This window comes from Streptomyces sp. NPDC002790, from assembly GCF_040295505.1.
Taxonomy (GTDB): Bacteria; Actinomycetota; Actinomycetes; order Streptomycetales; family Streptomycetaceae; genus Streptomyces.
On record NZ_JBEOVM010000094.1, the window covers coordinates 1 to 25,617 of the forward strand.

Here is a 25,617-nt window from a genome sequence, read left to right on the forward strand (position 1 = left end):
AACCCCCGACGGGGCGAAAGATCGGGGCTCTGCCCCGCACCCCGCTGCTCAATCGCCGCAGGGGCTGAAAATGCACCCGCCAGCTCTCGTCCGAAGAGCGAAGCTTAAAAGATGGGGCGTAGGGGCGAAGCCCCTACGCGAAGACCACCGTGCGGTGGCCGTTCAAGAGGATCCGGCGTTCGGCGTGCCACTTGACCGCCCGCGCCAGCGCCTGGCACTCGACGTCACGGCCGATCGCGACCAGCTGATCGGGCGTGACGTCATGCCCCACCCGCTCGACCTCCTGCTCGATGATCGGCCCCTCGTCGAGGTCCGCGGTCACGTAGTGCGCGGTCGCCCCGATCAGCTTCACACCCCGCGCATGCGCCTGGTGATACGGCTTCGCGCCCTTGAAGCTCGGCAGGAACGAGTGGTGGATGTTGATGATCCGCCCGCTGAGCTCCTTGCACAGGTCGTCCGAGAGCACCTGCATGTAGCGCGCGAGCACGACCACCTCGACGCCCTCGTCCCGCACCAGATCGAGCACCTGCCGCTCGGCCCGCGCCTTCGTCTCCTTCGTCACCGGGATGTGGTGGAAGGGGATGTCGTACGAGGCGACCAGCTCGGCGAAGTCCGTGTGGTTGGAGACGACCGCGGCGATGTCGACCGGCAGCGCGCCGATCCGCGCCCGGAAGAGCAGGTCGTTGAGGCAGTGGCCGAACTTGCTGACCATGAGCACGATCTTCATGCGATCGCTCGCCCGGTGGAGCTGCCAGTCCATCTGGAACGCGTCGCCGATCGCGGCGAAGCTGGCCCGCAGCTTCTCCACGGTCACGTGCTCGTCCGCGCTGAAGTGGACGCGCATGAAGAACAGTCCCGTGTCGTGGTCACCGAACTGCTGGCTGTCCTCGATGTTGCAGCCGGTCATGAAGAGGTAGCTCGACACGGCGTGCACGATGCCCTGCTTGTCGGGGCAGGAGAGGGTGAGGACGTACTGCTCGGGGCCGGAGGCGACGGACTGCGCGTTCATGCGCCAAGCCTAAACGCCCGGCAGGCGGCGCTACGCCGCCCGCGTCATGATCCGCAGCACCTCGAGGTTCTGCGGCGCCCCCTCCGGGTCGTCGCCGTCGCTCGTGGCGAGCCTCACATGGGCGTCGCGGGCCGCACGGACCGCGTCCGGCCAGCCCTCGTGGTTCAGATACGCGGCGACCGGGGCGTCCGGGCCCACCTGGTGCATGATCCGCAGCACCCGCAGCACCGCGGCGTCGACGAGCGCCGCCTCCTGCGAGTCCCGGAAGATCGTCCCGACGTATTTCTCGGCGGACCAGTTGTCCAGCCAGGTGTCCTCGACGAGGCGGTACACGGCGTCGGTCACGTCTCCGTATCCGTCCACGCCTGCCTGCCAGACGTCCCGCTGGAACGTCGGGTCGGAGAGCATGTGCAGCGCGGAACGCACGTTGCTGCGCCAGCGCCACCACGGCATGTCGTTGAGTGGCATGCCGCCCATCTTCGTTGAGCTACGGCCGCGACGGGAAGACTTGTCCGAGGTTTGCACGGTCATCGATCGTACGTCCCGGCCCCTCGAGCCCCGCACGACCCCCGCAATTCACCTCATCGTCACCACACGTTGACCACGGGTCACACGACCGTTGGGAGCGCGGCGGAATCGTGCGGGGACATGACCGGCAGGCGCTCCAGCACCCGTGACCGCATCGTCCCCCGAAGCCCCATACGTACCACTGCCGTGCTCCTGAGCGCCGCCATGGTCGCCGGGTGCGGGCTCGTCCCCGGCGGCGACGCCAAGAGCGTGGGGAAACCGCCGGTGACCGTCATGACCTGGGCCCCCGAGAAGACCGGAGCGACCAACATGCCGGGGGTGCCCGCCATGGCGCGGGCCTACGCGCGCTGGATCAACGCCCACGGCGGCATCGGCGGCCGCACGCTCAAGGTCCTCACCTGCAACGACCACAACGACAGCGTGGACGCCGCCCGGTGCGCCCGCTCCGCCGTCCAGCACGACGCCGTGGCGGTCGTCGGCGCGTACAGCCAGCACTCGAACGCCTTCCTGCCCCCGCTGGAGTCCGCCGGTATCCCCTACCTGGGCGGTTACGGCGCCACCGAGGCGGAGTTCACCAGCCCGCTGTCGTACCCGGTCAACGGCGGACAGGCCGCCCTCCTCGCCGGCAACGGGCGCCAGCTGTCCGGGCCTTGCGCCCGTACCGTCCTGATCCGCCCCGACTCCATCGCGGGCGACCAGCTCCCGCCCCTGCTCAACTCCGGGCTCGCGCTGCACCACCGCCCCGCCGCCGTCGACATGCTCACCGCCGACGACGCCACCGACTACGCCGACCAGGCCCGCCGCGCCCTCGACGCCGCGAGCCGGGCGCCGCAGGGCGAGGGCTGCGTCGCGGCGGTGCTCGGGGAGCGTACGAACACGTTCTTCGACTCGTTCCGGCGGCTGCGCGACGACTACCCATCGGTGCGCACCGCCACCGTCCTCGGCAGCGTCGACCAGACCGTCGTCGACCGCACCGGCGGCCCGAAGAGCCCCTACGAAGGGGCGTACGTCACGAGCTGGTACCCGGCGTCGGGCGACGCGCGCTGGGACCCCATGAAGCGGGCGATCAACGAGCAGGCCTTCGGCGACAACCGGATCGACCCGGCGGACGCGGGCGTGCAGACGACCTGGATCGCGTACGAGGTGCTGCGGCAGATCATCGAGTCGGTCGGCGACGGCGCGGTCACCGCGCGCACCGTGCGCACCGCCCTCGACGACGACGTGAAGGTGACGACGGGCGGGCTCACCCCGCCGCTGCGCTGGGGCTACGACCACATGTCCCCGGTCGGCGACTACCCGCGCCTGGTCAACGCACGGGTGACCTTCCAGAAGGTCGTCTCCGGGCGGCTCACGGCGACCAGGAAGTCCTCGGTGGACGTGACGGGCACGCTCGCCGGGCTTTCCTGATCGCGACCGCCGGCGAATCGGTCAGAGCTGGACGGCCGAGCGCTGGGTCAGCCCGTACTTGCTCGCGATCTCGTTCCACAGCTTCGAGGCCTGCTGCTTCTGCGTGGACGCCGTGCCGCTCGCCGCGTCGCCCGCCCGGCGCTCGGACGTCGGCTTGGCGTGACCCTTCTTGCACAGCGCCTTCTTCTTGGCGGCGACCTGGTCGCCCCACCTCGCGTAGTGGCTGTCCGCGGACGCGGACGCCTTCCAGGCGCTGGTGAGGGCGGCGGTCAGGCGGGCGTTGTCGGGCAGCTTGTCCACGGACAGCGTGCCGAGGCGCGTCACCAGTTCATTGCGCTGCGTCGCGGCGCTCTGCAAGTCCTTCGACGCCTGGGGCAGCGCCTTGCAGCTGCCGATGTTCGCGACCGAACGCACCACGGCGGAGCGGCTGTTGTTGGAGTCGCCGAGCAGTTTGTCGAGCTCGACGGCCTGCTCCTTGGCCGGGTCCACGGTCGGAGAGGCCGACTCGGACGCGGGCGCCGAGTTCGACACGTTCTTCGTCGCGTCCGTCTTCTTGTCGTCGTCCCCGCCGCTGAGCATGGCGCCCGCGCCGACACCGACGACGAGGATGCCGACGCCGATCGCGGCGATCAGCGGCACCTTGGAACCGGTGCGGTTCTTGCCGCCGCGCGGCGGCGGCTCGGGCTGGTACCCGTACTGCTGCGGGGGCGGCGTCATGCCCGGCGCCCCCGGCCCACCGGGCCCGGGCGGCGGCGCGTGCGGGTCGAAGCGCGGCATCTGCTGCGTAGCGCCGGCGCCGCCCTCCGGCTCCGTACGGAACAGGGCGTCGAACTCGGCCGGCGGCTGCCGCTCACCGGGCTCCCCGGGGCGCAGGCCGTAGCCCTGGTCCTGAGCGGGCATCGCCTGAGCGGGCATCGGCGGGCCCTGAGCCGGCATCGGCTGACCCTGGCCCGGCACCGGCTGGCCAGGAACCGGCGGAATGTACTGCGTGGCCTGGCTGTCGGGGGAGCCTCCGTAGCCGGGCGGCGCCGCGTCGGGCATCGGCTGCGCGCGGCCAAGGAACTGCGTGGCGTCCGGGGCGGGAACCTCCGGCGGCAGCCCGGGACCGGCCGCGTACTGGGCGGCCTGCTGCTGAGCCGGGGGTATGTACTGGGTGGCGTCCCCGTCGTAGGCACCGGCGGCGGGTCCCGCCGGGGCCGCGGGCGGCAGCGGACCGGCCTCCGCGTACTGCTGCGGCAGCGCCTGCACGGGCTGCTGCTGCGGCAGCGCGGCACCGTAGGACTGGGGCGGCAGCGCACCGTAGCCCTGGTCCTGAGCGGGCATCGGCGCGGAGCCCTGCGGCTGACCCCACTCGTACGTAGGCATGGACCCGTCGTAGGTCGGCATCGGCCCGGCGTTGTGCGCCTGCTGGGACTCGGGCCCCCAGGGCTGACCCCACGGGCTCGCGCCCGCCGGACCCGCCTGGTCGCCGTAAGTGCCCGGCAACAGGGGCTCACCGCCGTCGGCAGGCAGCACGACACCTTCGTGCGTCTGCCGCGCCTGCGGAAGGTGCGGGCGTTCGCCCTGCCCACTCTGCTCCGTCACCGTAAGACTCCTACGTAGGGGGTCGGAATCGTCGGCTCACGCTACCGGGTCTTCGTACGCCCGTGCTACGCACCTCAAATCCCCGAAGCCTCCCCAGTGACGCGACTAACAAAACCGGCCACCGGCTTGCCCGTTATGACACAGCTCACGCCGCCCACGCCAGACAAGTACGCCGCTCACGCCGCCTGAAGCTCCATGCGCGCCCCGAACTCCCGCACCACGGGCTCCTCCCCGAACGGGTCGAGACGCTCCCTGAAGTCCTCCAGATACTCCGCGCCCCGGTTCGAACGCACCGTGCCGAGCAGCTCGACGGCCCGAAGTCCCGTATGACAGGCCTGTTCCACCTCCCTCTGCTGCACCTGCGCCGTCGCGAGCAGCACGAGACCGATCGCGCGGCGCCTGGCCCGCGACTCAGGATGCCCGTCCAACGACTCCTGCGCACACCGCGCCGCGTCCCTCGACTGACCCAAGTCCCGGTGGCAGTGCGCCAGTTCGTCCGCCAGATAGGCGTGGTCGAAGTGGGCGATCCACACCGGGTCGTCCCCGGAGTCGGCCCGCCCGTCCGCCTGTTCCAGGGCGGCGACCGCGCGCGACGTCGCGGACTGCGCCGACCTCGCGTCCCCGAGAAGTGCGTGGCCGCGCGCCTCGGCGGCGTGGAACATCGCCTCGGCGCGCGGCGTCACACGCCCGCGCGCCCCCTCCTGAGCCGCGCGGGCGAGCTGGGCGATCTCGCGCGGATTGCCGAGCTGCGCCGCCAGGTGACTCATGGACGCGGCCAGCACGTACCCGCCGTAGCCACGGTCACCGGCCGCCTGCGCGAGCCGCAACGCCTGAATGTAGTACCGCTGGGCGAGCCCCGGCTGCCCGGTGTCGATCGCCATGTACCCGGCGAGCTCCGTCAACCGCGCGACGGCGGAAAACAGTTCACGCCCCACCGCCTCCCGGTACGAACCCGCGAGCAGCCCGCTCACCACACTGTTCAGGTAGTGCACGACCACCGGGCGCACGTGCCCGCTCCCGTACTGGTGGTCCAGATCGGTCAGCGCCTGCGTCATCGCCCGCACCGCCGCCACGTCCGAGGGCCCGACCCGCGGCCCCGACGCCCGTGCCACCTGCGAGTCCGGCACGGAGATCAACCAGTCGCGGCTCGGCTCGACGAGCGCCGAGGACGCCACGGACGAACCGGAGAGAAAGTCCCTGCGCCCCACGTCACTTCGCCACAGCTCGCACACCTGCTCAATGGCGCCGAGCACGGTGGGCGAGAACTGCAGTCCGACTCCGGAGGCGAGGTTCTTCCCGTTGGCCATCCCGATCTCGTCGATGGTCACCGTGCGCCCGAGCTTGCGTCCCAGGGCCTCCGCGATGATCCCCGGCGCCCGGCCGCGCGGCTGCTGCCCACGCAGCCAACGCGCCACGGACGTCTTGTCGTAACGCAGATCGAGCCCGTGCTCCGCACCGCACATGTTGACCCGGCGCGCGAGCCCCGCGTTCGAACAGCCCGCTTCCTGGATGAGCGCCTGCAGCCGTTCATTGGGCTGTCGCGCTACGAGAGGCCGTGCGGCCATGACGTACCCCCTGAAGTGCCCGTCCGGGTATCCGACTGCCGGTCAACAGCCGGTCGTTGGATCATCACTGCCCTGCGCGGAAACGGAAGATGCACCACAAACGGGTGTCAAACACACGCCCGCGTGACGCCGGCCCGCCGCGTCGCCGTACTCGTTACCCCTCCCGCACTACCCACGGCCCGGGGCCTCCTCGCCCGCGCGCCCCCACCCATGCACCCATGCGCCCCACATGCGGGAACGATGCTCCCGGGCCGCCCGTACGTGCGCCCGTAACCCTCCGTGGCGGCGGGAGTTGAGAACCACGTGGAAGAGACCATCGCAGGCACCTCGGACGACAGCCCACCCGTCACCGCCGTCGGGCAGATCCCGCAGCAGCGCGGCGACTCACTCCTGGACACCGCCGTCCGCTACGCGGAGGAGCGGCACTGGGACGTGTTCCCGGGCACCTGGCTGGAGATCGGCGACGGCGTCCAGCGCTGCTCGTGCGGCTCCCCCCAGTGCCCCACCCCCGGCGCGCACCCCGCCCGCCCCGACTGGGCGACGCAGGCCACCGGCAGCGCGACCGTGGCCCGCCGGCTGTGGGCGAAGCAGCCGACCGCGTCGATCCTCCTCCCCACGGGCCGCACCTTCGACGCGATCGACGTGCCGGAGACCGCCGGGTTCCTCGCCCTCGCCCGCATGGAGCGCATGGAACTCACCCTCGGCCCCGTGACCTGCACCCCCGACCGCCGCATGCAGTTCTTCGTGCTCCCCGGCGCCACCGTCAAGGTCCCCGACCTCGTCCGCAAGCTCGGCTGGCCCCCGGCCTCCCTCGACCTGCTCGCGCTCGGCGAGGGCCAGTACGTCGCCGCTCCCCCGACCCGCTTCGGCAGCCGCGGCGCCGCCCAGTGGGCCTGCCGCCCGACCCCGGCGAACCGCTGGCTCCCGGACGCGGAAGAACTCATCTCCCCCCTCTCATACGCGTGCGGACGCGAGATCCGGCGCGGGTAGGGGCCTGTCCGGGCGCCTCCCGGTGGCCCGCCCTTGGCCGACGTATCGTGCCCGGACGGACGAAGACGACGAAGGGCGGGCACAGTTGACCTCGGCCGAGGAAACCGCAGCCGTACGCGTACACGACCTATGGAAGTCCTTCGGGTCGCAGACCGCCGTGGCCGGCATCGAACTCGCCCTGCCCGCAGGCCGGTTCATCGGCCTCGTCGGGCCGAACGGCGCGGGCAAGACCACGACCCTCTCCATGGTCACCGGCCTGCTCCGCCCCGACCGGGGCACCGTGTACGTCGCCGGCCACGACGTCTGGGCCGACCCCGCCGAGGTCAAGGCACGCATCGGCGTCCTCCCGGAGGGCCTACGCCTCTTCGAACGCCTCTCCGGCCACGAACTTCTCGCCTACACCGGCCGGTTGCGCGGACTGCCCGGCGCGGAGGTCGACAAACGGGCGGACCAGCTCCTCGACGTCCTGGACCTGGCCGGAGCCCGCCACAAACTCGTCGTCGACTACTCGACCGGCATGCGCAAGAAGATCGGCCTCGCCGCGGCCCTCCTCCACAACCCCGAAGTCCTGTTCCTGGACGAACCGTTCGAGGGCGTCGACCCGGTCTCGGCCCAGACGATCCGCGGCGTCCTGGAACGCTACACACGCTCCGGCGCGACGGTCGTCTTCTCCTCCCACGTCATGGAACTGGTCGAGTCCCTCTGCGACTGGGTCGCGGTCATGGCAGCGGGCCGCATCCGCGCCCAGGGCCCACTCGCGGACGTCCGCGGCGATTCATCCTCCCTCCAGGAGGCATTCCTGGAACTGGTGGGAGCGCGTGGCCGCACGAGCGAGGGCGCACTGGACTGGCTGGGCAACACTCAAGCTTCGGCAGCGGGTGAGCCCATTCAAGCTCCTGCGGCGGGTGAGCCCACTCAAGCCCCTGCGGCGATTGAGCAGCGGGGTCCGGGGCAGAGCCCCGAGGCCGCAACCCCGCCGCAGCGCAACAAGCGGCCCCAGCCATGACCGGCGTACTGGTCCGGCTCAAGCTCGCGCTGCTCCGCAACGGCCTCCGCCAATCCCCCGGCCGCCGCGCCGCATACATCGCCTCCCTCCTCGCGGCAGCGCTCGTCGCCGCACTCCAACTCCTCGCCCTGATCCTCCTCCACGGCAACGCGCACGCCGCAACCATCGGCATCCCCCTCACCACCCTCCTCGCCCTCGGCTGGGCCGTCCTCCCGCTCTTCTTCCCCAGCGGCGACGAAACCCTCGACCCCACCCGCCTCGCGATGCTCCCGCTGCGCCCCGACCCGCTCGTCCGCGGCCTCCTCGTGGCGTCCCTGGTCGGCATCGGCCCGCTCTTCACGCTGTGCCTCGCGTTCGGCGCCGCGTACGCGGTGGCACACGGGGCGGCGGCCACGGTCGTCGCGGTACTGGCGGTCCCCCTCACCGTCCTCACCTGCGTCGCCCTCGCCAGAACCGTGGCCGCGGCCAACATCCGGCTCCTCACCAGCCGCAAGGGCCGCGACCTCGCCGTACTGAGCGGACTCGTCATCGCCGTCGGCGCACAGCTGGTCAACTTCGGGGTGCAGCGGCTCGGCGCGGCGGGCGGCGTCGACGCGCTCGACCCGGTGGCGAAGGTCCTCGGCTGGATCCCCCCGGCATCGGCGATCGCCGCGGTCGACGCGACGAGCAAGGCATCGTACGGAACAGCCCTCGCCCAACTGGCAATCTGCGCGGCGGCGCTCCTGGCCCTCCTGACCCTCTGGCGCCGCGCCCTGACCCGCCTGATGACCGCCCCCGACGGCTCCACGATCGAAGCGGCGAGCCCCGGGCGCCGCCGTACCCGCACGGGCCCCCGACTCCTCCCCGAGGGCCGCACCGGAACGGTCATGGAACGCAGCCTCCGCTACGTATGGCGCGACCCGAAAACCAAAGCGGCCTGGGTGACATCCCTGGCGATCGGACTGATCGTCCCCGTCTTCAACGCCCTCCAGGGCACCGGCACCGTCTACTTCGCGTGCTTCGCCTCGGGGATGCTCGGCATCCAGATGTACAACCAGTTCGGCCAGGACACCTCGGCGTTCTGGATGGTGGCGATGACGATCGCGTCACCGAAGGACGCCTACGTCGAACTACGCGCGCGTGCATACGCGCTGCTCCTGATAACTCTCCCCTACGCCACGCTCGTCACCGTCATCACCACAGCCATGCTGAACGCCTGGCCCGACTTCCCCGAAGTCCTCGGCCTCTCCTACGCCCTGCTCGGCGCGATGCTCGCCACCGGCGCGTGGACCTCGGCGCGCTTCCCGTACTCGATCCCGCAGGAGGGCTACAAGAACGTCGCGCCGGGCCAGGCGGGTCTGGCCTGGATCTCCATCTTCGGCGGCATGGTCGCGGCGGCCCTCCTCTGCACCCCGATCCTGGCCCTCACCATCACCCTGCACGCGACGGACTCGGCCTCCTGGACGTGGATCCTGCTCCCGATCGGAGCGGCGTACGGGGCGGGGGCGACGGTCCTGGGCCTGCGCCTGGCGGCCCCGCGCACGGCCGAGCGCCTGCCGGAGATCCTGCTGGCGGTGAGCAAGGGCTGAGGCCCTACGGGGCCCGCACAACGCAGACGACCCGCGAGCCTGGTTCCTCCCGCCCCTGAGGGCGGTCGGAAGCCGGCCGGACGTACCGGCGGCTCGCGGGTCGGGCGACTGCTTGGGATTGGGCCGGCTGCGCGCACATATCGCGCACTGGTCCGGCGCCGAATTCGAAATGCGACGTCGGGCCGCTAGCCCGCAGTCACCTCAACTGTCCGGCGTGCATACATGCTCCGAACCACCTCCTTCCGGTCGTGCTGTGCAGCCTACGAACCCGCACGGCAGGTCTCAACCGGTTTTACGCGACCTTGTTGGACGCGACCCTGAGGAGGCCCGGGATCACGCCCCCGCCACCCCGTCGATCGCCTCCCGGAGGAGGTCCGCGTGGCCGTTGTGGCGGGCGTATTCCTCGATGAGGTGGGTCAGGATCCAGCGGAGGGAGACCTTGGGGTCGCCGGTGAAGGCGGCTTCCTGGGGGGAGAGGGTGCCGGTGGTGTCGAGGGGGGCTGTCGCGGTGAGTTCGCGGGAGCGGGTGATTTCCGTGCGCCATTGGGCGAGGGCGTCCGGGAGGGTGCGGTCCTCGGTGAGGGTAAAGGCGTTCGGGCCTGCTGTTTCGTGGACCGGTGGAGTGGTGTGGGCTCCTGCGAAGACCCGCTGGAACCAGTTGCGTTCGACCTCTGCCAGGTGTTGGACCAGGCCGAGGAGCGTGAGGGAGGACGACGGGATCGCACGCGTGCGTGCCTGTTCGTCCGTCAGGCCGGCGCACTTGATGGCCAGCGTCTCGCGGTGGAAGTCCAGCCAGCCTTCCAGGGTGGCGCGTTCGTCGGAGGCCGGGGGCGGGACGGGGCGGCCGTCGGGCAATGTCGTCATGCGTTGCATGCTGGGTGTATGTGCTCTTCGGTTTCTCCGAACTTGCGTGAAGTCCGTGTGGGATGCGTCACGTTCGAGTTGAATGATCTGGAGCGATACGAGGAATTCGTCGCGCCGACACAGCCTGCAGGGGGTTCCAGGTGAGTGCTTCCCGGCGTAGTGGGACCACTGATGCGCTCGGGCCGGAAGAGCCGGAGCCGGACGGGTCCGATCTGCTGGCCGCGTTGTTGGACGGCATGGATGCCGCGTTGTGCGCCTTCGATGCCGATGGGGTCGTGACCCATTGGAACCGGGAGGCCGAGCGGGTGCTCGGCTGGTCGGCCGAGGAGGCCGTGGGGCGACACGGGTTCGCGGGGTGGGCCGTGCGGTCGGCGGACGCGGAGGAGGTGCAGGGGCGGCTGCTGGCCTCGATGCATGCTCCGGGACGGCAGGTGAACGAGTTCGCGCTGCTCACCAAGGATGGTGGGCGGGTGCTTGTGCGGACGCAGTCCGCGGCCGTACGCGGGGCCGATGGGAAGCCCGCGGGTGTGTACTGCGCGTTCAGTGAGGTGCACGCGCAGATCGATCTGGAGCGGTCCATCGCGCTGAGCGAGGCGCTGTTCGAGGACGCCGCGTGGGGTGTCGTGCTGGTCGACGCGGATCTGCGGCCCGCCGTGGTGAACGGGCATGCCGCGCGCGCCATGGGGACCGGGCGTACCGCCGCGCTGGGGCGGCCGCTCGGCGATCTGATCGGGCAGGGCGTCGAGGAGCTGGAGGGCGCCCTCGCGCATGTGCTCGCGGAGGGCCCGCCGCTGTCTCCGACGGAGGTGTGGGTGACGCTGCGGCGGCCCGGCGAGGGCGGTGGGCGTACGGAGCGTCGGTGCTGGCGCAGCGGTTTCGTACGGCTGGCGTCGCCGCTCGCGGAGGAGCCGGTGCCGCTGGGGGTCGGGTGGCTGTTCCAGGACGTGACGGAGGCCAAGCAGAACGAGCAGGAGGCGGCGCAGCTCCGCTTCCGGTCGCAGCAGTTGCACCGCGCGGCGCGGGCCGCCGCCGAGTGCGAGAACCCGGCCGAGGCGGCGACGGTGCATCTGGATTTCGCGCTCGCCGGGTTCGCGGATCACGCGGTGATCGACCTGGTGGCGAGCGAGGAGCCGGTGCGTCTCGTGCGGGCCGCGGCCACGCCTTCGGGGGCGCCGGGGCCGAGTCTGCTCGTGTCGCGGGGCGCACTGCCGGTGCGGTACGCGGCGGGGCATCCGGCGTTGCAGTGCGTGGAGCGGGCGGGGTCGGTGCGGGCCGCCGCGGAGGGGGGCACGGTGCGCGCGGACTGGGCCCTGGACCGGCAGTGGCCGGAGGACACGGTGTACGCGCTGTGCGTGGTACTGCGCAGCCGGGGCCGGACGGTGGGCGTGGTGACGTTTCTGCGGGGCGCCAGCCGGGTCGGGTTCGAGCGCGGTGACGCCGTGTACGCGGAGAGCGTGGCGGTGCGGATCGCCGGCGCGGTGGACCTGGCGTGGGCGCTGGCGGCTGACGACCGGTGACGGCCTGGCCGGTTCAGCGGCGGTAGTAGATCCGGTCGCCGTACTCTGCGAACACCTGCGCGTTCCACTCCAGGCCGCCGTCGACGTTGCCCGAGCGGAGAAGTGGGGGCTGGAGGCCGCGGTCGGCGAGCGTCGCGGCGCAGGTCGCGAGGGTTGCCTGCATGAGGGCGCTGGCGGTGACCGTGGAGGCGGGTGCGAAGGGGGCGTCGACGCCTTCGTGGGTGAGCTCCGCGTCGCCGATCGCGATCTTGGAGTCGAGGACGACGTCGCAGTGGTCGCGCAGGTAGCTGCCGGAGGCGTGGCGGGAGGTGGGGGCGTCGGGCCCGGTCGCGTACGACAGGGAGGTGACGCCGATGACCTTGATGCCTGCGGCGCGGGCGCTGAGGGCCATCTCCACGGGGAGCGCGTTGCGCCCGGACAGGGAGATGATGATCAGCGCGTCGCCCGCGCGCGCGGGGCTGGCCTCCAGGACGGCCGCCGCGAGCCCGTCGACCCGTTCGAGGGCGGAGCCGAGCGTCGCGGGCATGACGTCGATGCCGACGGTGCCGGGTACCGACAGCAGGTTCATCAGGGCGAGGCCGCCCGCCCGGTAGACGACGTCCTGGGCGGCGAGCCCGGAGTGGCCCGCGCCGAAGGCGAAGAGGCGGCCGCCGTCGGCGACGGTGTCGGCGAGGAGGGTGCCGGCGGCCGCGATGTTGTCGGCCTCCTCGTCACGGATCCTCGTGAGGAGCCCGATGGAGGCGTCGAGGTACTGCGCGGCCGGCCTGCTCTCGCTCATCGGCGTGCCCCTTTTTCCTGGTGAGAAGGGTCGGGTCTCGGTGGTACGTGGCGTGTTCGCGGATCACGGTGCGGTCTGGACCAGTGCTCTGTCAATACGCTTCCCGGCCCCGCCTGGCGCGGTGTTTACCTGGCGCGTCACGGTTGTCAGCGGTATGCGTCAGAATTGAGGTCTGGGTTCCAGGGCCAGCGCACATGCTGCGCGGTCAGCCAGCGGAGCTGTCGCGAAGCGAGAGAGCTACACGAGGGGCACGTATGTCCGGACTGATCGACACCACGGAGATGTACCTCCGCACCATCCTCGAGCTGGAGGAGGAAGGTGTGGTCCCCATGCGCGCCCGGATCGCCGAGCGGCTGGACCAGAGCGGACCGACGGTCAGCCAGACCGTGGCCCGCATGGAGCGGGACGGCCTGGTCGCTGTGGCGGCCGACCGGCATTTGGAGCTGACCGAGGAGGGCAGGCGGCTCGCGACGCGCGTGATGCGCAAGCACCGGCTCGCGGAGTGTCTGCTCGTCGACGTGATCGGCCTGGAGTGGGAGCAGGTGCACGCGGAGGCCTGTCGCTGGGAGCACGTGATGAGCGAGGCGGTGGAGCGCCGCGTCCTCGAGCTGCTCCGGCACCCGACGGAGTCGCCGTACGGGAACCCGATCCCGGGCCTGGAGGAGCTGGGCGAGAAGGACGGGGCGAACCCGTTCCTGGACGAGGGCATGGTCTCGCTGTCCGACCTCGACCCGGGTGCCGACGGCAAGACGGTCGTGGTGCGCCGCATCGGCGAGCCGATCCAGACGGACGCGCAGCTGATGTACACGCTGCGCCGGGCGGGCGTGCAGCCCGGTTCGGTGGTCAGCGTGACGCAGTCGCCGGGCGGGGTACTCGTCGGCAGCAGCGGTGAGGCGGCGGAGCTGGAGGCGGAGATCGCCTCGCACGTCTTCGTGGCGAAGCGCTGAGCCGAGCGGCCGCTTGTGGGCCGGGCGTCAACTTCCGTGTCGTGCGGTTAAGTTGACTTGTATCCGCACATGCTGCACTTCCGCGCAGAAAACAAGATTCACTGTGCGGAACGGCAGCGATCGGACGCTCGGCGTGCAAGGCTGTCGCGTGAGGCATATGACCAGAGGGGGCCGCATGGATCGGCCGATCGGGGCGCGACGGGCCTGGGGGGCGCCGGGTGCGCTGGAAGCGGCGTGGAGCGCCGCACCACATGACGCCGCACCACATACAGAGGGCCCCGGCGCCTTGCGGCGCCGGGGCCTGTCCTCCCCTGTTCCGACCCGGAGCCCCGAGCTCCCAGGGTCGATCCCCTCGGACCGATTTCCCCGAACGGTCCGCCTCCCGCTGAAGAGATCCCCTCGACAGCGCCGGTCATTCCTTGAGTTCCGTCACTCAAATGAGGGGTGTTGTCCGAGAGCGCCGCGTTTTCGAAAACGGGTTCGATAACGTGCGCGGGTACGCGACTGCAGGCGCGACCACGAGGGGGTGCCAGGGCCTATGGCACGACGCATCGACGTGACCGGAGCAGGCGGGGTCCACCTGGCTGCCTGGGAGTTCGCCGACCCGCCCAAGACGGGCGAGGCCGGCCACAATCCCGGAGTGCTGCTGCTGCACGGGCTCATGGGGCGGGCGTCCCACTGGGCGGGAACGACGCGCTGGCTGGCCGAGCGGCATCGCGCGGTCGCCCTCGACCAGCGCGGGCACGGGCAGAGCGACAAGCCGCCGGAGGGACCGTTCGACCGGGAGGCGTACGTCCTGGACGCGGAGGCGGCGCTGGTCCAGCTGGGCCTTGAGCCGGCCGTTCTCATCGGGCACTCCATGGGAGCGCTCACGGCGTGGCAGCTCGCCGCCCGCCGGCCCGATCTCGTCCGCGGCCTGGTCATCTGCGACATGCGGGCCTCCGCGCTCGGGGCGGCCTCCCAGCGGGAGTGGGAGGACTGGTTCAAGGCGTGGCCGCTGCCGTTCGCGACGCTCGCGGATGTACGGAAGTGGTTCGGGGAGGACGACCCCTGGGTCGAGCGGCCCAATCCCGCGCGCGGGGAGTTCTACGCCGAGGTGATGACGGAGACGGTGGACGGCTGGCGGCCGGTGTTCTCGCGGCGCCAGATGCTTCAGGCGCGCTCCACGTGGGTCTTCGACGCGCACTGGGAGGAACTGGCGGCGGTCCAGTGCCCGACGCTTGTACTGCGTGGGCTTGACGGGGAGTTGGGGCGGGCGGAGGCGCAGGAGATGGTGCGGGTTCTTCCCAGGGGGGTGTATGCGGAGGTGGCGGATGCGGGGCATCTGGTGCACTACGACCAGCCCGAGGCGTGGCGCTCCGCGGTCGAGCCGTTCCTGGACGGGGTCCTGGCGGAGCTTTGAGCAGTTCGATCCCTTGCGGCGATTGACCACTTCAAGCCCCTGCGGCGATTGAGCAGCGGGGTCCGGGGCGGAACCCCGGGAGCGCAACGCCGGCCGGGGCCCAGGACACGGAGCTCCGGGCCGGACCCCGCGCCGCAAACGCCGGCGGGGCTGGATTTGCTCGAGCGCCGGCGGGGCTGGAAATGTACCGCCGCAGGGCTTGGGTCGGGTCAGCAACTTGGGTGGGGTCAGCGACTTGAGGGGGCTACGGGCTCAGGCGTTGGACCTGCCACTCGTCCGGTACTGGGCCCCGCGCGTAGCGGAGCCGGTCGTGGAGGCGGTTTTCGCGGCCCTGCCAGAACTCGACGGACCCCGGGGTGACCCGGTAGCCGCCCCAGTGCGGCGGAACGGGCACCGCGGAACCCGCCGGATGGCGCCCCGCCAGCTCCGCGTAGCGCACGTCGAGGTCCTCCCGCGAGGCGACCACGGAGGACTGCGCGCTGGCCCACGCGCCCAGCTGGGACCCGTGCGGGCGCGTGCGGAAGTACGCCTCCGTCTCGGCCCGCGACGTACGCTCCGCCGTCCCGGTCACCAGCACCTGGCGCCCCATCGGGTGCCAGGGAAAGAGCAGCGCGACGTGCGGGTTCGCGGAGAGGTCCCGCGCCTTGCGGGAGCCGTAGTTGGTGTAGAAGACGAAGCCCGCGTCGTCGTACGACTTGAGCAGCACTGTGCGGGAGCTGGGCCGGCCCTCGGCGTCGGCGGTCGAGACGACCATCGCGTTGGGCTCGGACAGCGGGGAGCCCGGCGCCGCCGCCTGTTTGAACCAGCGCGTGAACTGTTCCATCGGGTGCGGGGCGAGGTCCCCCTCCAGCAGGCCGCCGTTCTTGGCGCGGTACTGCTCGCGCATGTCGGCGAGGTCGAGTTCGGGATCGTCGTGGGCGCTCACGGCGTCATCCTGCCGGACGGACGGGCACGGTCGCACCCAGGCCGCAGGGTGAAACATGGCACTGAGTGCCGCGAACTCTCGCCAACTGTGGCACTGAGGGTTATCTTCCTGGAACCGAAACGGTTCAGCCGCCCGCCGTACGGGGCATTACGGGTGTACCCCCGTCCAGAGTCCAGTCCAGACCAGACCACGGGTGTTCCAGCACCCGGACACACCCCCACGCATCCAGAGGAGCCGCCCGATGTCCGACCTGACCCCCGGCTTTGTTCCAGGCCTCGAAGGTGTCGTCGCGTTCGAGACCGAGATCGCCGAACCGGACAAGGAAGGCGGCGCCCTGCGCTATCGCGGCGTCGACATCGAGGATCTGGTCGGCCACGTGTCGTTCGGGAATGTCTGGGGGCTGCTGGTCGACGGCGCCTTCAACCCGGGCCTGCCGCCGGCCGAGCCGTTCCCGATCCCGGTCCACTCCGGTGACATCCGCGTCGACGTCCAGTCCGCGCTCGCCATGCTGGCCCCCGTGTGGGGCCTGAAGCCGCTGCTCGACATCGATGAGCGCACGGCCCGCGATGACCTCGCGCGCGCCGCCGTCATGGCTCTGTCGTACGTCGCGCAGTCCGCGCGCGGGCAGGGCCTGCCGATGGTGCCGCAGCGGGAGATCGACAAGGCGGACACCGTCGTCGAGCGGTTCATGAAGCGCTGGCGCGGGGATCCGGACCCGAAGCATGTCGCGGCCGTCGACGCGTACTGGACGTCGGCTGCCGAGCACGGCATGAACGCCTCTACGTTCACGGCCCGCGTCATCGCGTCCACCGGGGCGGATGTGGCGGCGGCGCTGTCGGGAGCAGTGGGGGCCATGTCCGGGCCGCTGCACGGCGGGGCGCCGTCCCGGGTCCTCGGCATGATCGAGGAGATCGAGCGGACCGGGGACGCGGACGCGTACGTGCGCCGGGCGCTCGACAAGGGTGAGCGGCTGATGGGCTTCGGGCACCGGGTGTACCGGGCCGAGGACCCGCGGGCGCGAGTACTTCGGCGTACGGCGCGGGAGTTGGGGGCGCCGAGGTTCGAGGTGGCGGAGGCGTTGGAGAAGGCGGCGCTGGCGGAGTTGCATGCGCGGCGGCCCGATCGGGTGCTGGCCACGAATGTGGAGTTCTGGGCGGCGATCGTGCTCGACTTTGCGGAGGTGCCGGCGCACATGTTCACGTCGATGTTCACGTGTGCGAGGACCGCGGGTTGGAGCGCGCACGTCCTTGAGCAGAAGCGCACGGGGCGCCTGGTCCGCCCCTCGGCCCGCTACGTCGGCCCGGAGTCACGCCCTCCGGCCGGCATCGAGGGCTACGGGGACATCGCCCGATAGCCGAACCGTGGCCGGGGCCCATCGCCTTGGTTCCGCAGCACCGTGGTGGCGGCCTCGGGGCTCCGCCCCGGACCCCGCGCCGCAAACGCCGGCGGGGCTGAAAGATCGGGGCTCCGCCCCGGACCCCGCTGCTCCATCGCCGCAGGGACTTAAATAACCGCCCCCCCGCTGGACTCGGATGCTCCAGCCCCCGCCGGGCTCAGATGATCCAATCGCGGCCGGGGCTTGATCTATCAAGCCTCGCCGGCGTTTGAGGCGATCCTTCCAGCCCCGCCGGCGTTTGAGGCGCGGGGGCCGGGGCGGAGCCCCGTGGCCGTAACCACGGGGCCGCGGGATCATCCCAGTACCCGGTCGACCAGCACCCCCCACTCGCCCACCACCCGCTCGCGCCGCCCCCCGTCATCCGTGAGGAGGTTCGCCAGGCCGAGGCCGCGGGCCATGTCCAGGAGGCCCTGCACAACCTCCCGCACACCCGGGACGGACTCGTCCGCGCCCAAGAGCTCCACTGCGATCCGGTGGGTCTCGCGCCCGACCCGTGCCTCCAACTCGGTCACCCGCCCCCCGAGTTGCGGCTCGTTCGACGCGGCCACCCACAAGTGCAGCGCCGCCCGGAACAACGGCCCCGTATACAGGTCGACGAGGGCCGCGACCGCCTCCACCCGCCCCTGCGGACGCAGCCCGCGCAGAGCGGTGGAGCGCTCCTCGGCGACGTACTCGACGGCCGCCGTGAACAGGTCCTCGCGGGTCGGAAAGTGGTGCTGGGCGGCGCCGCGCGAGACGCCCGCGTGCTCGGCGACGACGGAGACCGTGGAGCCGGCCCAGCCGTGCGCGGCGAGGCAGGCGACCGCGGACTCCAGGAGCCGTTGCCGCGTCACCCGCGAGCGGTCCTGTTTCGGCAGCGTCACAACACCCATGCGGCATCCCGTCGTTCGAGAAAGGCGGTCATGCCCTCGCGGGCCTGCGCGGAGCCGAACAGCCGCGCGGACAGCGCCGTCAGGGATTCCGCGTCCCGGTCGAAGGCCTCCAGGACCTTAACCGTGAGCAGCCTCTTCGTCTCGGCCAGGGCCTCGGGGGACGCCTTCCGCAAGCCTCCGAGCACCGGCCCGAGCGCCTCGTCCACGTCCTCCCCCGCCACCGTGACGAGCCCGATCCGCGCCGCCTCCGCCGCGTCGAAGCGCTCGCCCGTCAGGTAGTAGCGGGCCACCGCGCGCGGATCGAGGCGCGGCAGCAGCGGCATGGAGATCACGGCGGGCGCGACCCCGATGCGTACCTCGGTGAAGGCGAAGGACGAAGCCGAGGAGGCCGCCGCCATGTCGCAGGCGCCCAACAGGCCGAGGCCGCCCGCCCGTACGTGTCCGTCGACCCGTGCCAGTACCGGCTTGCTCACCTCCACGATCTGCCGCAGCAGGCCCACAAGCGCGGCCGGGTCCGGAGGATCCCGAAGGTCGGCGCCCGCGCAGAAAGTGCCGCCGGTGTGGGTGAGGACGACGGCGCGTACATCGCGGTCCTTGTCCGCGTCCCGCAGCCGGTCCCCCAACTCGCCGACGAGCGCCGACGAGAGGGCATTGCGGTTGGCGGGCGAATCGAGGGCCAGGGTGGTGACGCCCCGCTCGTGGGCGTGCGCCACCAGACTCCCGGACACGTTCCCATCGTTCCCAACCACCATCAACGCTCCCTCAGTTCACGACGCAATATCTTCCCGGAGGCCGCCCGCGGCACCCCGTCGATGAACGCGACGCGGCGGATCTTCTTGTACGGGGCGACGCGTTCGGCGACGTACGCCTTCACGTCGTCCGCGCCGAGCGCGGGATCCGTGCGCACGACGAACGCCTTCGGCACCTCGTTGCCGTCCTCGTTGAGGACGCCGATGACCGCCGCGTCGGCGATGTCCTCGTGGGTGAGGAGCACCGCCTCCAGGTCCGCGGGGGCGACCTGGAAGCCCTTGTACTTGATGAGTTCCTTGACCCGGTCGACCACGAACAACCAGCCGTCCGCGTCGACGCGCCCCACGTCCCCGGTGCGCAGCCAGCCGTCGCAGTCGATCATGTCGGCGGTGGCGTCGGGGCGGCCGAGGTAGCCCTTCATGACCTGCGGCCCGCGGATCAGGACCTCGCCGGGTTCGCCGGGCGCCGCGTCCTTCGCCTGGTCGTCGAGGGACACGATCCGCATCTCGGTCGAGGCGATGAGCTTGCCGACGGCGCCCGACGGCGGGGTCTTCGCGTCGTACGGGACGACGTGCGTGCCGGGCGAGAGTTCCGTCATGCCGTACGCCTGGCCGACGGGTGGCAGGCCGAGGCGGCGCGCGCAGGCGCGGGCGAGTTCGCCGTCGAGGGGTGCGGCGGCGCTGATGACGTGGCGCAGGGACGACAGGTCGTAGCCCTCCACGGCCGGGTGTTTGGCGAGGGCGAGGACGATCGGCGGGGCGACGTACAGGTGGGTGATGCGGTGCTTCTCGATCGCCGCGAGGAACGTGTCGAGGTCGAAGCGGGGCAGGACGACGACGGTGGAGCCCTGCCGGAGCGGGCCGTTCATGAGCGCCGTGAGGCCGTAGATGTGGAAGAAGGGCAGGACGGCGAGGATGCGGTCGCCCGGGCCCGTGGGGAGGAGGGGGTCGAGCTGGGCGAGGTTCGTGGCGATGTTGCGGTGGGTGAGCATGACGCCCTTGGGCGTGCCGGTGGTGCCGGAGGAGTACGGGAGGGCGGCCACGTCATCGGCCGGGTCGATGTCGACGTGCGGCTCGGGTGCCTCGGTGCCGAGCATGTCCAGCAGCGAGCGGTGGCCGGAGTCCCCCGACGGGTCGCAGACGAATATCTCCCGTACCCCGCCTGCCAGTTCGGCCGCGGCGCGGGCCGCGTCGACGAGCGGGGTGAGGGTGACGATCCAGACGGCACCCGCGTCGCGCAGTTGCGTGGCGAACTCCTGCGGCGTCGACAGCGGGTGCACGGTGGTCACGGAGGCGCCCGCGCGCGTGGCGCCGTAGAACGCCACCGGGTAGGCAATCGTGTTGGGGCTGTGCAGCGCCACCACGTCGCCCTTGCGTACGCCCGCGTCGACGAGCCCGGCCGCCACCTTCCGGTGGAACATGTCGAGCGCGGCGTACGAGAGGGTGGTGCCGGCCACGCCGTCGACGAGGGCGAGGGCGTCGCCGCGGGCGGCCGCGCCCCCGAGCACGGCGTCGTGGATGGGCTCGTCGACGACCGCGACGTCCGCGTACTCACTCACGTACACCATGGCGAACTCCTCGCTGGATACGGGCAGTTGAGGTCAGTACGATTTGGGCAGGCCCAAGCTCTGGTGGGACACGTAGTTGAGGATCATTTCCCGGCTGACCGGGGCGATGCGCGCCACCCGTGAGCCGGTGATGAGGGAGGCGAGGCCGAACTCGCGGGTCAGGCCGTTGCCGCCGAGCGTGTGCACGGCCTGGTCGACGGCGCGCACACAGGCCTCCGCGGCTGCGTACTTGGCCATGTTGGCGGCCTCGCCGGCGCCGATGTCGTCGCCCGCGTCGTAGAGCCGGGCCGCCTTCTGCATCATCAGGCGGGCCAGCTCCAGCTCGATGTGGATCTGCGCGAGCGGGTGGGCGACGGCCTGGTGGGAGCCGATGGGGGCCTGCCAGACGGTGCGGTCCTTGGCGTAGTCGACGGCCCGCTTCAGCGCGTACCTGCCCATGCCGATGGCGAAGGCGGCGGTCATGACGCGCTCCGGGTTGAGCCCGGCGAAGAGCTGGAGCAGTCCTGCGTCCTCGTCACCCACGAGAGCGTCCGCGGGAAGCCGCACCTCGTCAAGGGTCAGCTCGAACTGCTTCTCCGGAGCCTGGAGTTCCATGTCGATCTGCTTGCGGCCGAAGCCCTCCGTGTCCCGGGGGACGATGAACAGGCAGGGCTTGAGCTTGCCGGTGCGGGAGTCGGAGGTACGGCCGACGATCAGTGTCGCGTCCGCGATGTCGACCCCCGATATGAACACCTTGCGCCCGTTCAGCACCCACGAGCCGTCGTCGTCGCGGCGGGCCGTGGTCGTGATCCGGTGGGAGTTCGATCCGGCGTCCGGCTCGGTGATGCCGAAGGCCATGGTGCGGCTGCCGTCGGCGAGGCCGGGGAGCCAGGCGCGCTTCTGCTCCTCGGTTCCGAAGCGGGAGATGACCGTGCCGCAGATCGCGGGCGAGACGACCATCATCAGCAGCGGTGACCCGGCGGCCCCCAACTCCTCAAGGACGATGGAGAGTTCGGCTATTCCGCCACCCCCTCCGCCGTACGCCTCGGGCAGGTTGACGCCGAGGTAGCCGACCTTCGCCGCCTCCGCCCACAGCTCCTCGGGGTGGCCGCCCGCGGCGGTGATCCGGGTCATGTAGTCGCGGCCGAACCGCTTGCCGAGTGCGGCGACGGCGGCGCGCAGGGCCCGGTGCTCTTCGGTTTCGAGGACGGGAGCGGCGGGGGCGGCCGGAGTGGCGGGAGCGGTAGGACCGGCGGGTGCGTTCACGACTGTTCCTCCTGGACTACGGCGAGCAGCACGCCCACCTCGACCTGGCGGCCGACGGCGGCGTGCAGGGCGGTGAGCGTTCCGGAGGCGGGGGCGAGGATGCGGTGCTCCATCTTCATCGCCTCCAGCCAGATCAGGGGCTGCCCGGCGGTGACGGCGGCGCCCTCGGTCAGCCCTTCGGCGACGCGCACGACGGTGCCGGGCATGGGCGCGAGCAGGGAGCCGGGGGCGCGCTGCTCGCTGGGGTCGGTGAAGCGGGGCAGGGCGGTGAGTGCGGCGCCGTTGACGTGGACGCGGTCTCCGTAGGTGGCGACGGCGTACTTCCGCCGTACGCCTGCGACTTCGAGGACGACGCGGTCGGGTGCGGCGTGCACCACCCGCACCCCGTCGGCTTCGAGCCCGTCGCGGGTGTGCCGGTAGCGGACCTCGTGCTCGGTGCCGTCCGGTTCGGTGCGGTAGCGCTTGAGCTGGGGCCCCGAGGGGACGTTGCGGAAGCCGCCGAAGCGGTGGCTGCGGGTGGTGGCCAGGGCGGCGGCGAGCGGCGCGTACGGGTCGTCGGCGGGCGCGGTCAGCTCGGCGAGGTGCCGCTCGTAGAACCCGGTGTCCATGCGGGCGTCGGTGAACTCGGGGTGCCGCAGAGAGCGTACGAGCAGGTCCCGGTTGGTGACGGGGCCGTGCACCTCGGCGCGTTCCAGGGCTCCGGCGAGGGCGCGGACGGCGGCGGAGCGGGTCGGGGCGTGGGCGACGACCTTGGCGAGCATGGCGTCGTAGTGCACGCCGATGGCGTCGCCGTCGGTGTAGCCGGTGTCGAGGCGACAGTGCACATCAGCCGCTCCGCGGCGGGTTCCGGGGACGGCGAGACGGTGCAGCGTGCCGGTCTGCGGGGCGAAGGAGGCGGCGGGGTCCTCGGCGTAGAGGCGGGCCTCGACGGCGTGGCCGCGCGGGTCCGGGGGTTCGGGGTCGAGGGGTTCGCCCTCCGCGAGTCGTATCTGATACGCGACGAGGTCGATGCCGAACACGGCCTCGGTGACCGGGTGTTCCACCTGGAGACGGGTGTTCATCTCCAGGAAGTGGGAACGCCCGTCGGCGACGAGGAACTCGACGGTGCCGGCGCCGACGTACCCGGTGGCCCGGCACGCCCGCTCCGCCATCTCATATATGACATCTGATACGCCACGTATCAGATCCGGCGCGGGCGCCTCCTCGATGACCTTCTGGTGGCGTCGCTGGAGCGAGCAGTCCCGCGTACCGAGCGTCCACACGGTGCCGTGCGCGTCGGCCAGCACCTGCACCTCGACGTGCCGCCCGCCCTCCAGGTAGGGCTCGACGAACACCTCGCCGTCACCGAAGGCGGACAGCGCCTCGGCCCCGGCGGCCACCAACTCACCCTCCAGTTCACCCAGTTCCCGTACGACGCGCATGCCGCGCCCGCCGCCACCGGCGGAGGCCTTCACGAGCACGGGAAGGTCGTCGATACCCACATCTTCCAGCGGGGCGACGCCCATCAGCTCCTTGGCGCGCGTCTTCGACGCCATCGCCTCGATCGCTTCGGGCGGCGGCCCGATCCAGGTGAGCCCGGCGTCGGCGACGGCGCGAGCAAATTCGGCGTTCTCGGAGAGGAAGCCGTACCCGGGGTGCACGGCGTCGGCGCCCGCGTCGAGCGCGGCCTTCACGACGAGGTCGGCGCGGAGGTAGGTCTCGGCGGGGGTGGCGCCCGGGAGCCGTACGGCGAGGTCCGCCTCCCGTACGTGCAGGGCGTCGGCGTCCGGGTCCGAGTGCAGGGCGACGGTACGTATGCCCAGTTCACGGCAGGTACGGAAGATGCGGCAGGCGATCTCGCCGCGGTTGGCCACAAGGAGAGAGGTGATCATCGGGGTCACATCCTGAAGACGCCGAAGCCGCCGCGGGCGCCCTCGTACGGTGCGGTGTGGATCGCGGACAGGCAGATGCCGAGGACGGTCCGGGTGTCGCGGGGGTCGATGACCCCGTCGTCGTAGAGCCGCCCGGACAGGAACATCGGCAACGACTCGGCCTCGATCTGCTGCTCGACCATGGCGCGCAGCCCGGCGTCGGCCTCCTCGTCGTACGGCTGCCCCTTCGCGGCGGCGGACTGCCGCGCCACGATCGACAGCACGCCCGCGAGCTGCTGCGGCCCCATGACGGCGGACTTCGCGCTCGGCCAGGCGAAGAGGAAACGGGGGTCGTAGGCGCGCCCGCACATGCCGTAGTGCCCGGCGCCGTAGGAGGCGCCCATGAGGACGGAGAGGTGCGGGACGCGGGAGTTGGAGACCGCGTTGATCATCATCGCGCCGTGTTTGATGATGCCGCCCTGCTCGTACTCCTTGCCGACCATGTAGCCGGTGGTGTTGTGCAGGAAGAGCAGCGGGATGTCGCGCTGGTTGGCCAACTGAATGAACTGGGCGGCCTTTTGGGACTCCTCGCTGAACAAGACACCCTGGGCGTTGGCGAGGATACCGACGGGATAGCCGTGCAGGGCAGCCCAACCGGTGACGAGGGACGCCCCGTACAGCGGCTTGAATTCATCGAAATCGGAGCCGTCGACGATCCGGGCGATGACCTCGCGGGGGTCGAAGGGCTCCTTCAGGTCCTCGGGGACGATGCCGAGGAGTTCTTCCGGGTCGTACTTGGGGGGTTCGGCGAGGGGTGGATTCGCGTACGCCTTGCGGTGGTTGAGGCGGGCGACGACGCGGCGGGCCTGGCGGATCGCGTCCTGCTCGTCGTGGGCGAAGTAGTCGGCGAGGCCGGAGGTGCGGGCGTGCATCTCGGCGCCGCCCAGCGACTCGTCGTCGCTCTCCTCGCCGGTCGCCATCTTGACCAGCGGCGGTCCGCCGAGGAAGACCTTCGCCTTCTCCTTCACCATGATCACGTGGTCGGACATGCCGGGGATGTACGCGCCTCCGGCGGTGGAGTTGCCGAAGACGACGGCGACGGTGGGGATCCCGGCGGCCGAGAGCCGCGTGATGTCGCGGAAGATCCCGCCGCCGGGGATGAAGATCTCCTTCTGGGAGGGGAGATCGGCGCCGCCGGACTCGACGAGCGAGATCGCGGGGAGCCGGTTGGCGTGGGCGATCTCGTTGGCCCGCAGCGCCTTCTTCAGGGACCACGGGTTGCTGGCGCCACCGCGCACGGTCGGGTCGTTGGCGGTGATCAGGCACTCGACGCCCTCGACGACGCCGATGCCCGTGACGAGCGAGCCGCCGACGGCGTACTCGCTGCCCCACGCGGCGAGCGGGGACAGCTCCAGGAACGGGCTGTCGGGGTCGAGCAGCAGCTCGATGCGTTCGCGGGCGAGCAACTTGCCGCGCTTACGGTGCCGTTCGACGTACTTCTCGCCGCCGCCCGCGACGGCCTTCGCGTGCTCGGTGTCGAGGGCGGTGAGCTTGGCGAGGTGGGCGGTTCGCCGGGCGGCGTGCTCGTCGGAACGGGGGTCCAGGGCGCTGGACAGGGCGGTCACAGGAGGGCCTCCGGGATGTCGAGGTGGCGGGAGCGGAGCCATTCGGCGAGGGCCTTCGCCTGTGGGTCGAACCGGTGTTGGGCGGCGACGCCTTCGCCGAGGAGTCCCTTGACGGTGAAGTTGAGCGCGCGGAGGTTGGGGAGCGGGTGGCGGGTTACGGCCTCGGGGCTCCGCCCCGGACCCCGCTGCTCAATCGCCGCAGGGGCTTGATTTGGCCCCACT

21 protein-coding genes and 1 pseudogene are annotated in these 25,617 nt (G+C 71.5%); 8 read left to right on the plus strand and 14 right to left on the minus strand.

Going from position 1 to position 25,617, the window contains the following annotated elements; translation table 11 throughout:
* Nucleotides 1–133 precede the first annotated feature (133 nt).
* Together purU and ABT004_RS28710 are read right to left on the minus strand one after the other, a co-directional pair.
* Entirely contained in the window at nt 134–1,009 is an 876-nt protein-coding gene (purU, locus tag ABT004_RS28705; protein ID WP_351342468.1) for a formyltetrahydrofolate deformylase, read from the minus strand.
* Between the two features lie 30 nt (nt 1,010–1,039).
* Nucleotides 1,040–1,540 carry an SCO4402 family protein gene (locus tag ABT004_RS28710; RefSeq protein WP_351342470.1) on the minus strand — a complete coding sequence of 167 codons (501 nt, stop codon included), beginning with the start codon at nt 1,538–1,540 and terminating at the stop codon, nt 1,040–1,042.
* Nucleotides 1,541–1,657: 117 nt separating this feature from the next.
* On the opposite strand from ABT004_RS28710, the gene ABT004_RS28715 reads away from it, so the two are divergent.
* Nucleotides 1,658–2,944 (plus strand): ABC transporter substrate-binding protein, encoded by a 1,287-nt coding sequence (locus ABT004_RS28715; RefSeq protein WP_351342472.1) that lies wholly within the window; start codon nt 1,658–1,660, stop codon nt 2,942–2,944.
* A gap of 21 nt (nt 2,945–2,965) precedes the next feature.
* Here the strand turns inward: ABT004_RS28715 and ABT004_RS28720 are convergent, their stop codons facing one another.
* Both ABT004_RS28720 and ABT004_RS28725 read right to left on the minus strand, forming a co-directional pair.
* Complete coding sequence (locus ABT004_RS28720; protein ID WP_451193359.1) at nt 2,966–4,528, minus strand: hypothetical protein; 1,563 nt, start codon at nt 4,526–4,528, stop codon at nt 2,966–2,968.
* A gap of 176 nt (nt 4,529–4,704) precedes the next feature.
* On the minus strand, nt 4,705–6,093 hold the full coding sequence (locus tag ABT004_RS28725) for an NsdA family TPR-like regulatory protein (RefSeq protein WP_351342473.1): 1,389 nt from the start codon (nt 6,091–6,093) through the stop codon (nt 4,705–4,707).
* Nucleotides 6,094–6,396: 303 nt separating this feature from the next.
* On the opposite strand from ABT004_RS28725, the gene ABT004_RS28730 reads away from it, so the two are divergent.
* From ABT004_RS28730 to ABT004_RS28740, 3 genes and pseudogenes are all read left to right on the plus strand, one after another.
* A complete protein-coding gene (locus tag ABT004_RS28730) occupies nt 6,397–7,083 on the plus strand; it encodes a bifunctional DNA primase/polymerase (RefSeq protein WP_351342475.1) in 687 nt (228 codons plus the stop codon).
* Nucleotides 7,084–7,168: 85 nt separating this feature from the next.
* Nucleotides 7,169–7,948: pseudogene (locus tag ABT004_RS28735) on the plus strand (ABC transporter ATP-binding protein); the annotation flags it as partial.
* 137 nt (nt 7,949–8,085) lie between these two features.
* On the plus strand, nt 8,086–9,657 hold the full coding sequence (locus tag ABT004_RS28740; RefSeq protein ID WP_351342477.1) for a transporter: 1,572 nt from the start codon (nt 8,086–8,088) through the stop codon (nt 9,655–9,657).
* A 333-nt stretch (nt 9,658–9,990) separates the two neighbouring features.
* On the opposite strand, the gene ABT004_RS28745 is transcribed toward ABT004_RS28740, so the two are convergent.
* Nucleotides 9,991–10,521, minus strand: a complete 531-nt coding sequence (locus ABT004_RS28745; RefSeq protein WP_351342478.1) for a DinB family protein — start codon at nt 10,519–10,521, stop codon at nt 9,991–9,993.
* Between the two features lie 140 nt (nt 10,522–10,661).
* Between ABT004_RS28745 and ABT004_RS28750 the strand changes: the two genes are divergently transcribed.
* Nucleotides 10,662–12,038, plus strand: coding sequence for a PAS domain-containing protein (locus tag ABT004_RS28750; protein ID WP_351342480.1), 1,377 nt, complete (start codon nt 10,662–10,664; stop codon nt 12,036–12,038).
* A 13-nt stretch (nt 12,039–12,051) separates the two neighbouring features.
* On the opposite strand, the gene ABT004_RS28755 is transcribed toward ABT004_RS28750, so the two are convergent.
* Entirely contained in the window at nt 12,052–12,816 is a 765-nt protein-coding gene (locus tag ABT004_RS28755; RefSeq protein WP_351342482.1) for an SIS domain-containing protein, read from the minus strand.
* Nucleotides 12,817–13,070: 254 nt separating this feature from the next.
* On the opposite strand from ABT004_RS28755, the gene ABT004_RS28760 reads away from it, so the two are divergent.
* Both ABT004_RS28760 and ABT004_RS28765 read left to right on the plus strand, forming a co-directional pair.
* Nucleotides 13,071–13,763: an iron-dependent transcriptional repressor DtxR gene (locus ABT004_RS28760; RefSeq protein ID WP_351342484.1), complete on the plus strand. Its 693-nt coding sequence runs from the start codon at nt 13,071–13,073 to the stop codon at nt 13,761–13,763.
* A 538-nt stretch (nt 13,764–14,301) separates the two neighbouring features.
* Nucleotides 14,302–15,165 carry an alpha/beta fold hydrolase gene (locus tag ABT004_RS28765; protein WP_351342486.1) on the plus strand — a complete coding sequence of 288 codons (864 nt, stop codon included), beginning with the start codon at nt 14,302–14,304 and terminating at the stop codon, nt 15,163–15,165.
* A gap of 244 nt (nt 15,166–15,409) precedes the next feature.
* Here the strand turns inward: ABT004_RS28765 and pdxH are convergent, their stop codons facing one another.
* Nucleotides 15,410–16,051 carry a pyridoxamine 5'-phosphate oxidase gene (gene pdxH, locus ABT004_RS28770; protein ID WP_351342499.1) on the minus strand — a complete coding sequence of 214 codons (642 nt, stop codon included), beginning with the start codon at nt 16,049–16,051 and terminating at the stop codon, nt 15,410–15,412.
* 280 nt (nt 16,052–16,331) lie between these two features.
* Between pdxH and ABT004_RS28775 the strand changes: the two genes are divergently transcribed.
* On the plus strand, nt 16,332–17,444 hold the full coding sequence (locus tag ABT004_RS28775; RefSeq protein ID WP_351342488.1) for a citrate synthase 2: 1,113 nt from the start codon (nt 16,332–16,334) through the stop codon (nt 17,442–17,444).
* Nucleotides 17,445–17,779: 335 nt separating this feature from the next.
* Here ABT004_RS28775 and ABT004_RS28780 read toward each other — a convergent pair whose 3' ends face one another.
* The 7 genes from ABT004_RS28780 to ABT004_RS28810 form a co-directional block, all read right to left on the minus strand.
* Nucleotides 17,780–18,358, minus strand: a complete 579-nt coding sequence (locus ABT004_RS28780; protein WP_351342489.1) for a TetR/AcrR family transcriptional regulator — start codon at nt 18,356–18,358, stop codon at nt 17,780–17,782.
* The gene (locus ABT004_RS28785; RefSeq protein WP_451193351.1) at nt 18,346–19,110 is read right to left on the minus strand and encodes an enoyl-CoA hydratase family protein; all 765 of its coding nucleotides are present in this window, start codon (nt 19,108–19,110) and stop codon (nt 18,346–18,348) included. Before ABT004_RS28785 ends, ABT004_RS28780 begins: the two co-directional genes overlap by 13 nt.
* Nucleotides 19,110–20,672 carry a 4-coumarate--CoA ligase family protein gene (locus ABT004_RS28790; RefSeq protein WP_351342501.1) on the minus strand — a complete coding sequence of 521 codons (1,563 nt, stop codon included), beginning with the start codon at nt 20,670–20,672 and terminating at the stop codon, nt 19,110–19,112. Before ABT004_RS28790 ends, ABT004_RS28785 begins: the two co-directional genes overlap by 1 nt.
* A gap of 36 nt (nt 20,673–20,708) precedes the next feature.
* The gene (locus tag ABT004_RS28795) at nt 20,709–21,920 is read right to left on the minus strand and encodes an acyl-CoA dehydrogenase family protein (RefSeq protein ID WP_351342492.1); all 1,212 of its coding nucleotides are present in this window, start codon (nt 21,918–21,920) and stop codon (nt 20,709–20,711) included.
* Nucleotides 21,917–23,791: an acetyl/propionyl/methylcrotonyl-CoA carboxylase subunit alpha gene (locus tag ABT004_RS28800; RefSeq protein ID WP_351342494.1), complete on the minus strand. Its 1,875-nt coding sequence runs from the start codon at nt 23,789–23,791 to the stop codon at nt 21,917–21,919. The genes ABT004_RS28795 and ABT004_RS28800 overlap by 4 nt, the downstream gene beginning before the upstream one ends.
* Nucleotides 23,792–23,796: 5 nt before the next feature.
* Entirely contained in the window at nt 23,797–25,395 is a 1,599-nt protein-coding gene (locus tag ABT004_RS28805; RefSeq protein ID WP_351342496.1) for an acyl-CoA carboxylase subunit beta, read from the minus strand.
* On the minus strand, nt 25,392–25,617 hold a 226-nt coding region (locus ABT004_RS28810), incomplete at its 5' end, for an AtuA-related protein (protein ID WP_502966971.1). The genes ABT004_RS28810 and ABT004_RS28805, both read right to left, overlap by 4 nt.

Coding starts and splice junctions, on each gene's coding strand:
- ABT004_RS28725 (WP_351342473.1), bottom strand. CDS start 6,093: ATGGCCGCACGGCCTCTCGTAGCGCGACAGCCCAATGAACGGCTGCAG.
- ABT004_RS28760 (WP_351342484.1), top strand. CDS start 13,071: ATGTCCGGACTGATCGACACCACGGAGATGTACCTCCGCACCATCCTC.
- ABT004_RS28765 (WP_351342486.1), top strand. CDS start 14,302: ATGGCACGACGCATCGACGTGACCGGAGCAGGCGGGGTCCACCTGGCT.
- pdxH (WP_351342499.1), bottom strand. CDS start 16,051: ATGCGCGAGCAGTACCGCGCCAAGAACGGCGGCCTGCTGGAGGGGGAC.
- purU (WP_351342468.1), bottom strand. CDS start 1,009: ATGAACGCGCAGTCCGTCGCCTCCGGCCCCGAGCAGTACGTCCTCACC.
- ABT004_RS28755 (WP_351342482.1), bottom strand. CDS start 12,816: ATGAGCGAGAGCAGGCCGGCCGCGCAGTACCTCGACGCCTCCATCGGG.
- ABT004_RS28710 (WP_351342470.1), bottom strand. CDS start 1,540: ATGACCGTGCAAACCTCGGACAAGTCTTCCCGTCGCGGCCGTAGCTCA.
- ABT004_RS28745 (WP_351342478.1), bottom strand. CDS start 10,521: ATGACGACATTGCCCGACGGCCGCCCCGTCCCGCCCCCGGCCTCCGAC.
- ABT004_RS28780 (WP_351342489.1), bottom strand. CDS start 18,358: ATGGGTGTTGTGACGCTGCCGAAACAGGACCGCTCGCGGGTGACGCGG.
- ABT004_RS28785 (WP_451193351.1), bottom strand. CDS start 19,110: ATGGTGGTTGGGAACGATGGGAACGTGTCCGGGAGTCTGGTGGCGCAC.
- ABT004_RS28800 (WP_351342494.1), bottom strand. CDS start 23,791: ATGATCACCTCTCTCCTTGTGGCCAACCGCGGCGAGATCGCCTGCCGC.
- ABT004_RS28715 (WP_351342472.1), top strand. CDS start 1,658: ATGACCGGCAGGCGCTCCAGCACCCGTGACCGCATCGTCCCCCGAAGC.
- ABT004_RS28740 (WP_351342477.1), top strand. CDS start 8,086: ATGACCGGCGTACTGGTCCGGCTCAAGCTCGCGCTGCTCCGCAACGGC.
- ABT004_RS28775 (WP_351342488.1), top strand. CDS start 16,332: ATGTCCGACCTGACCCCCGGCTTTGTTCCAGGCCTCGAAGGTGTCGTC.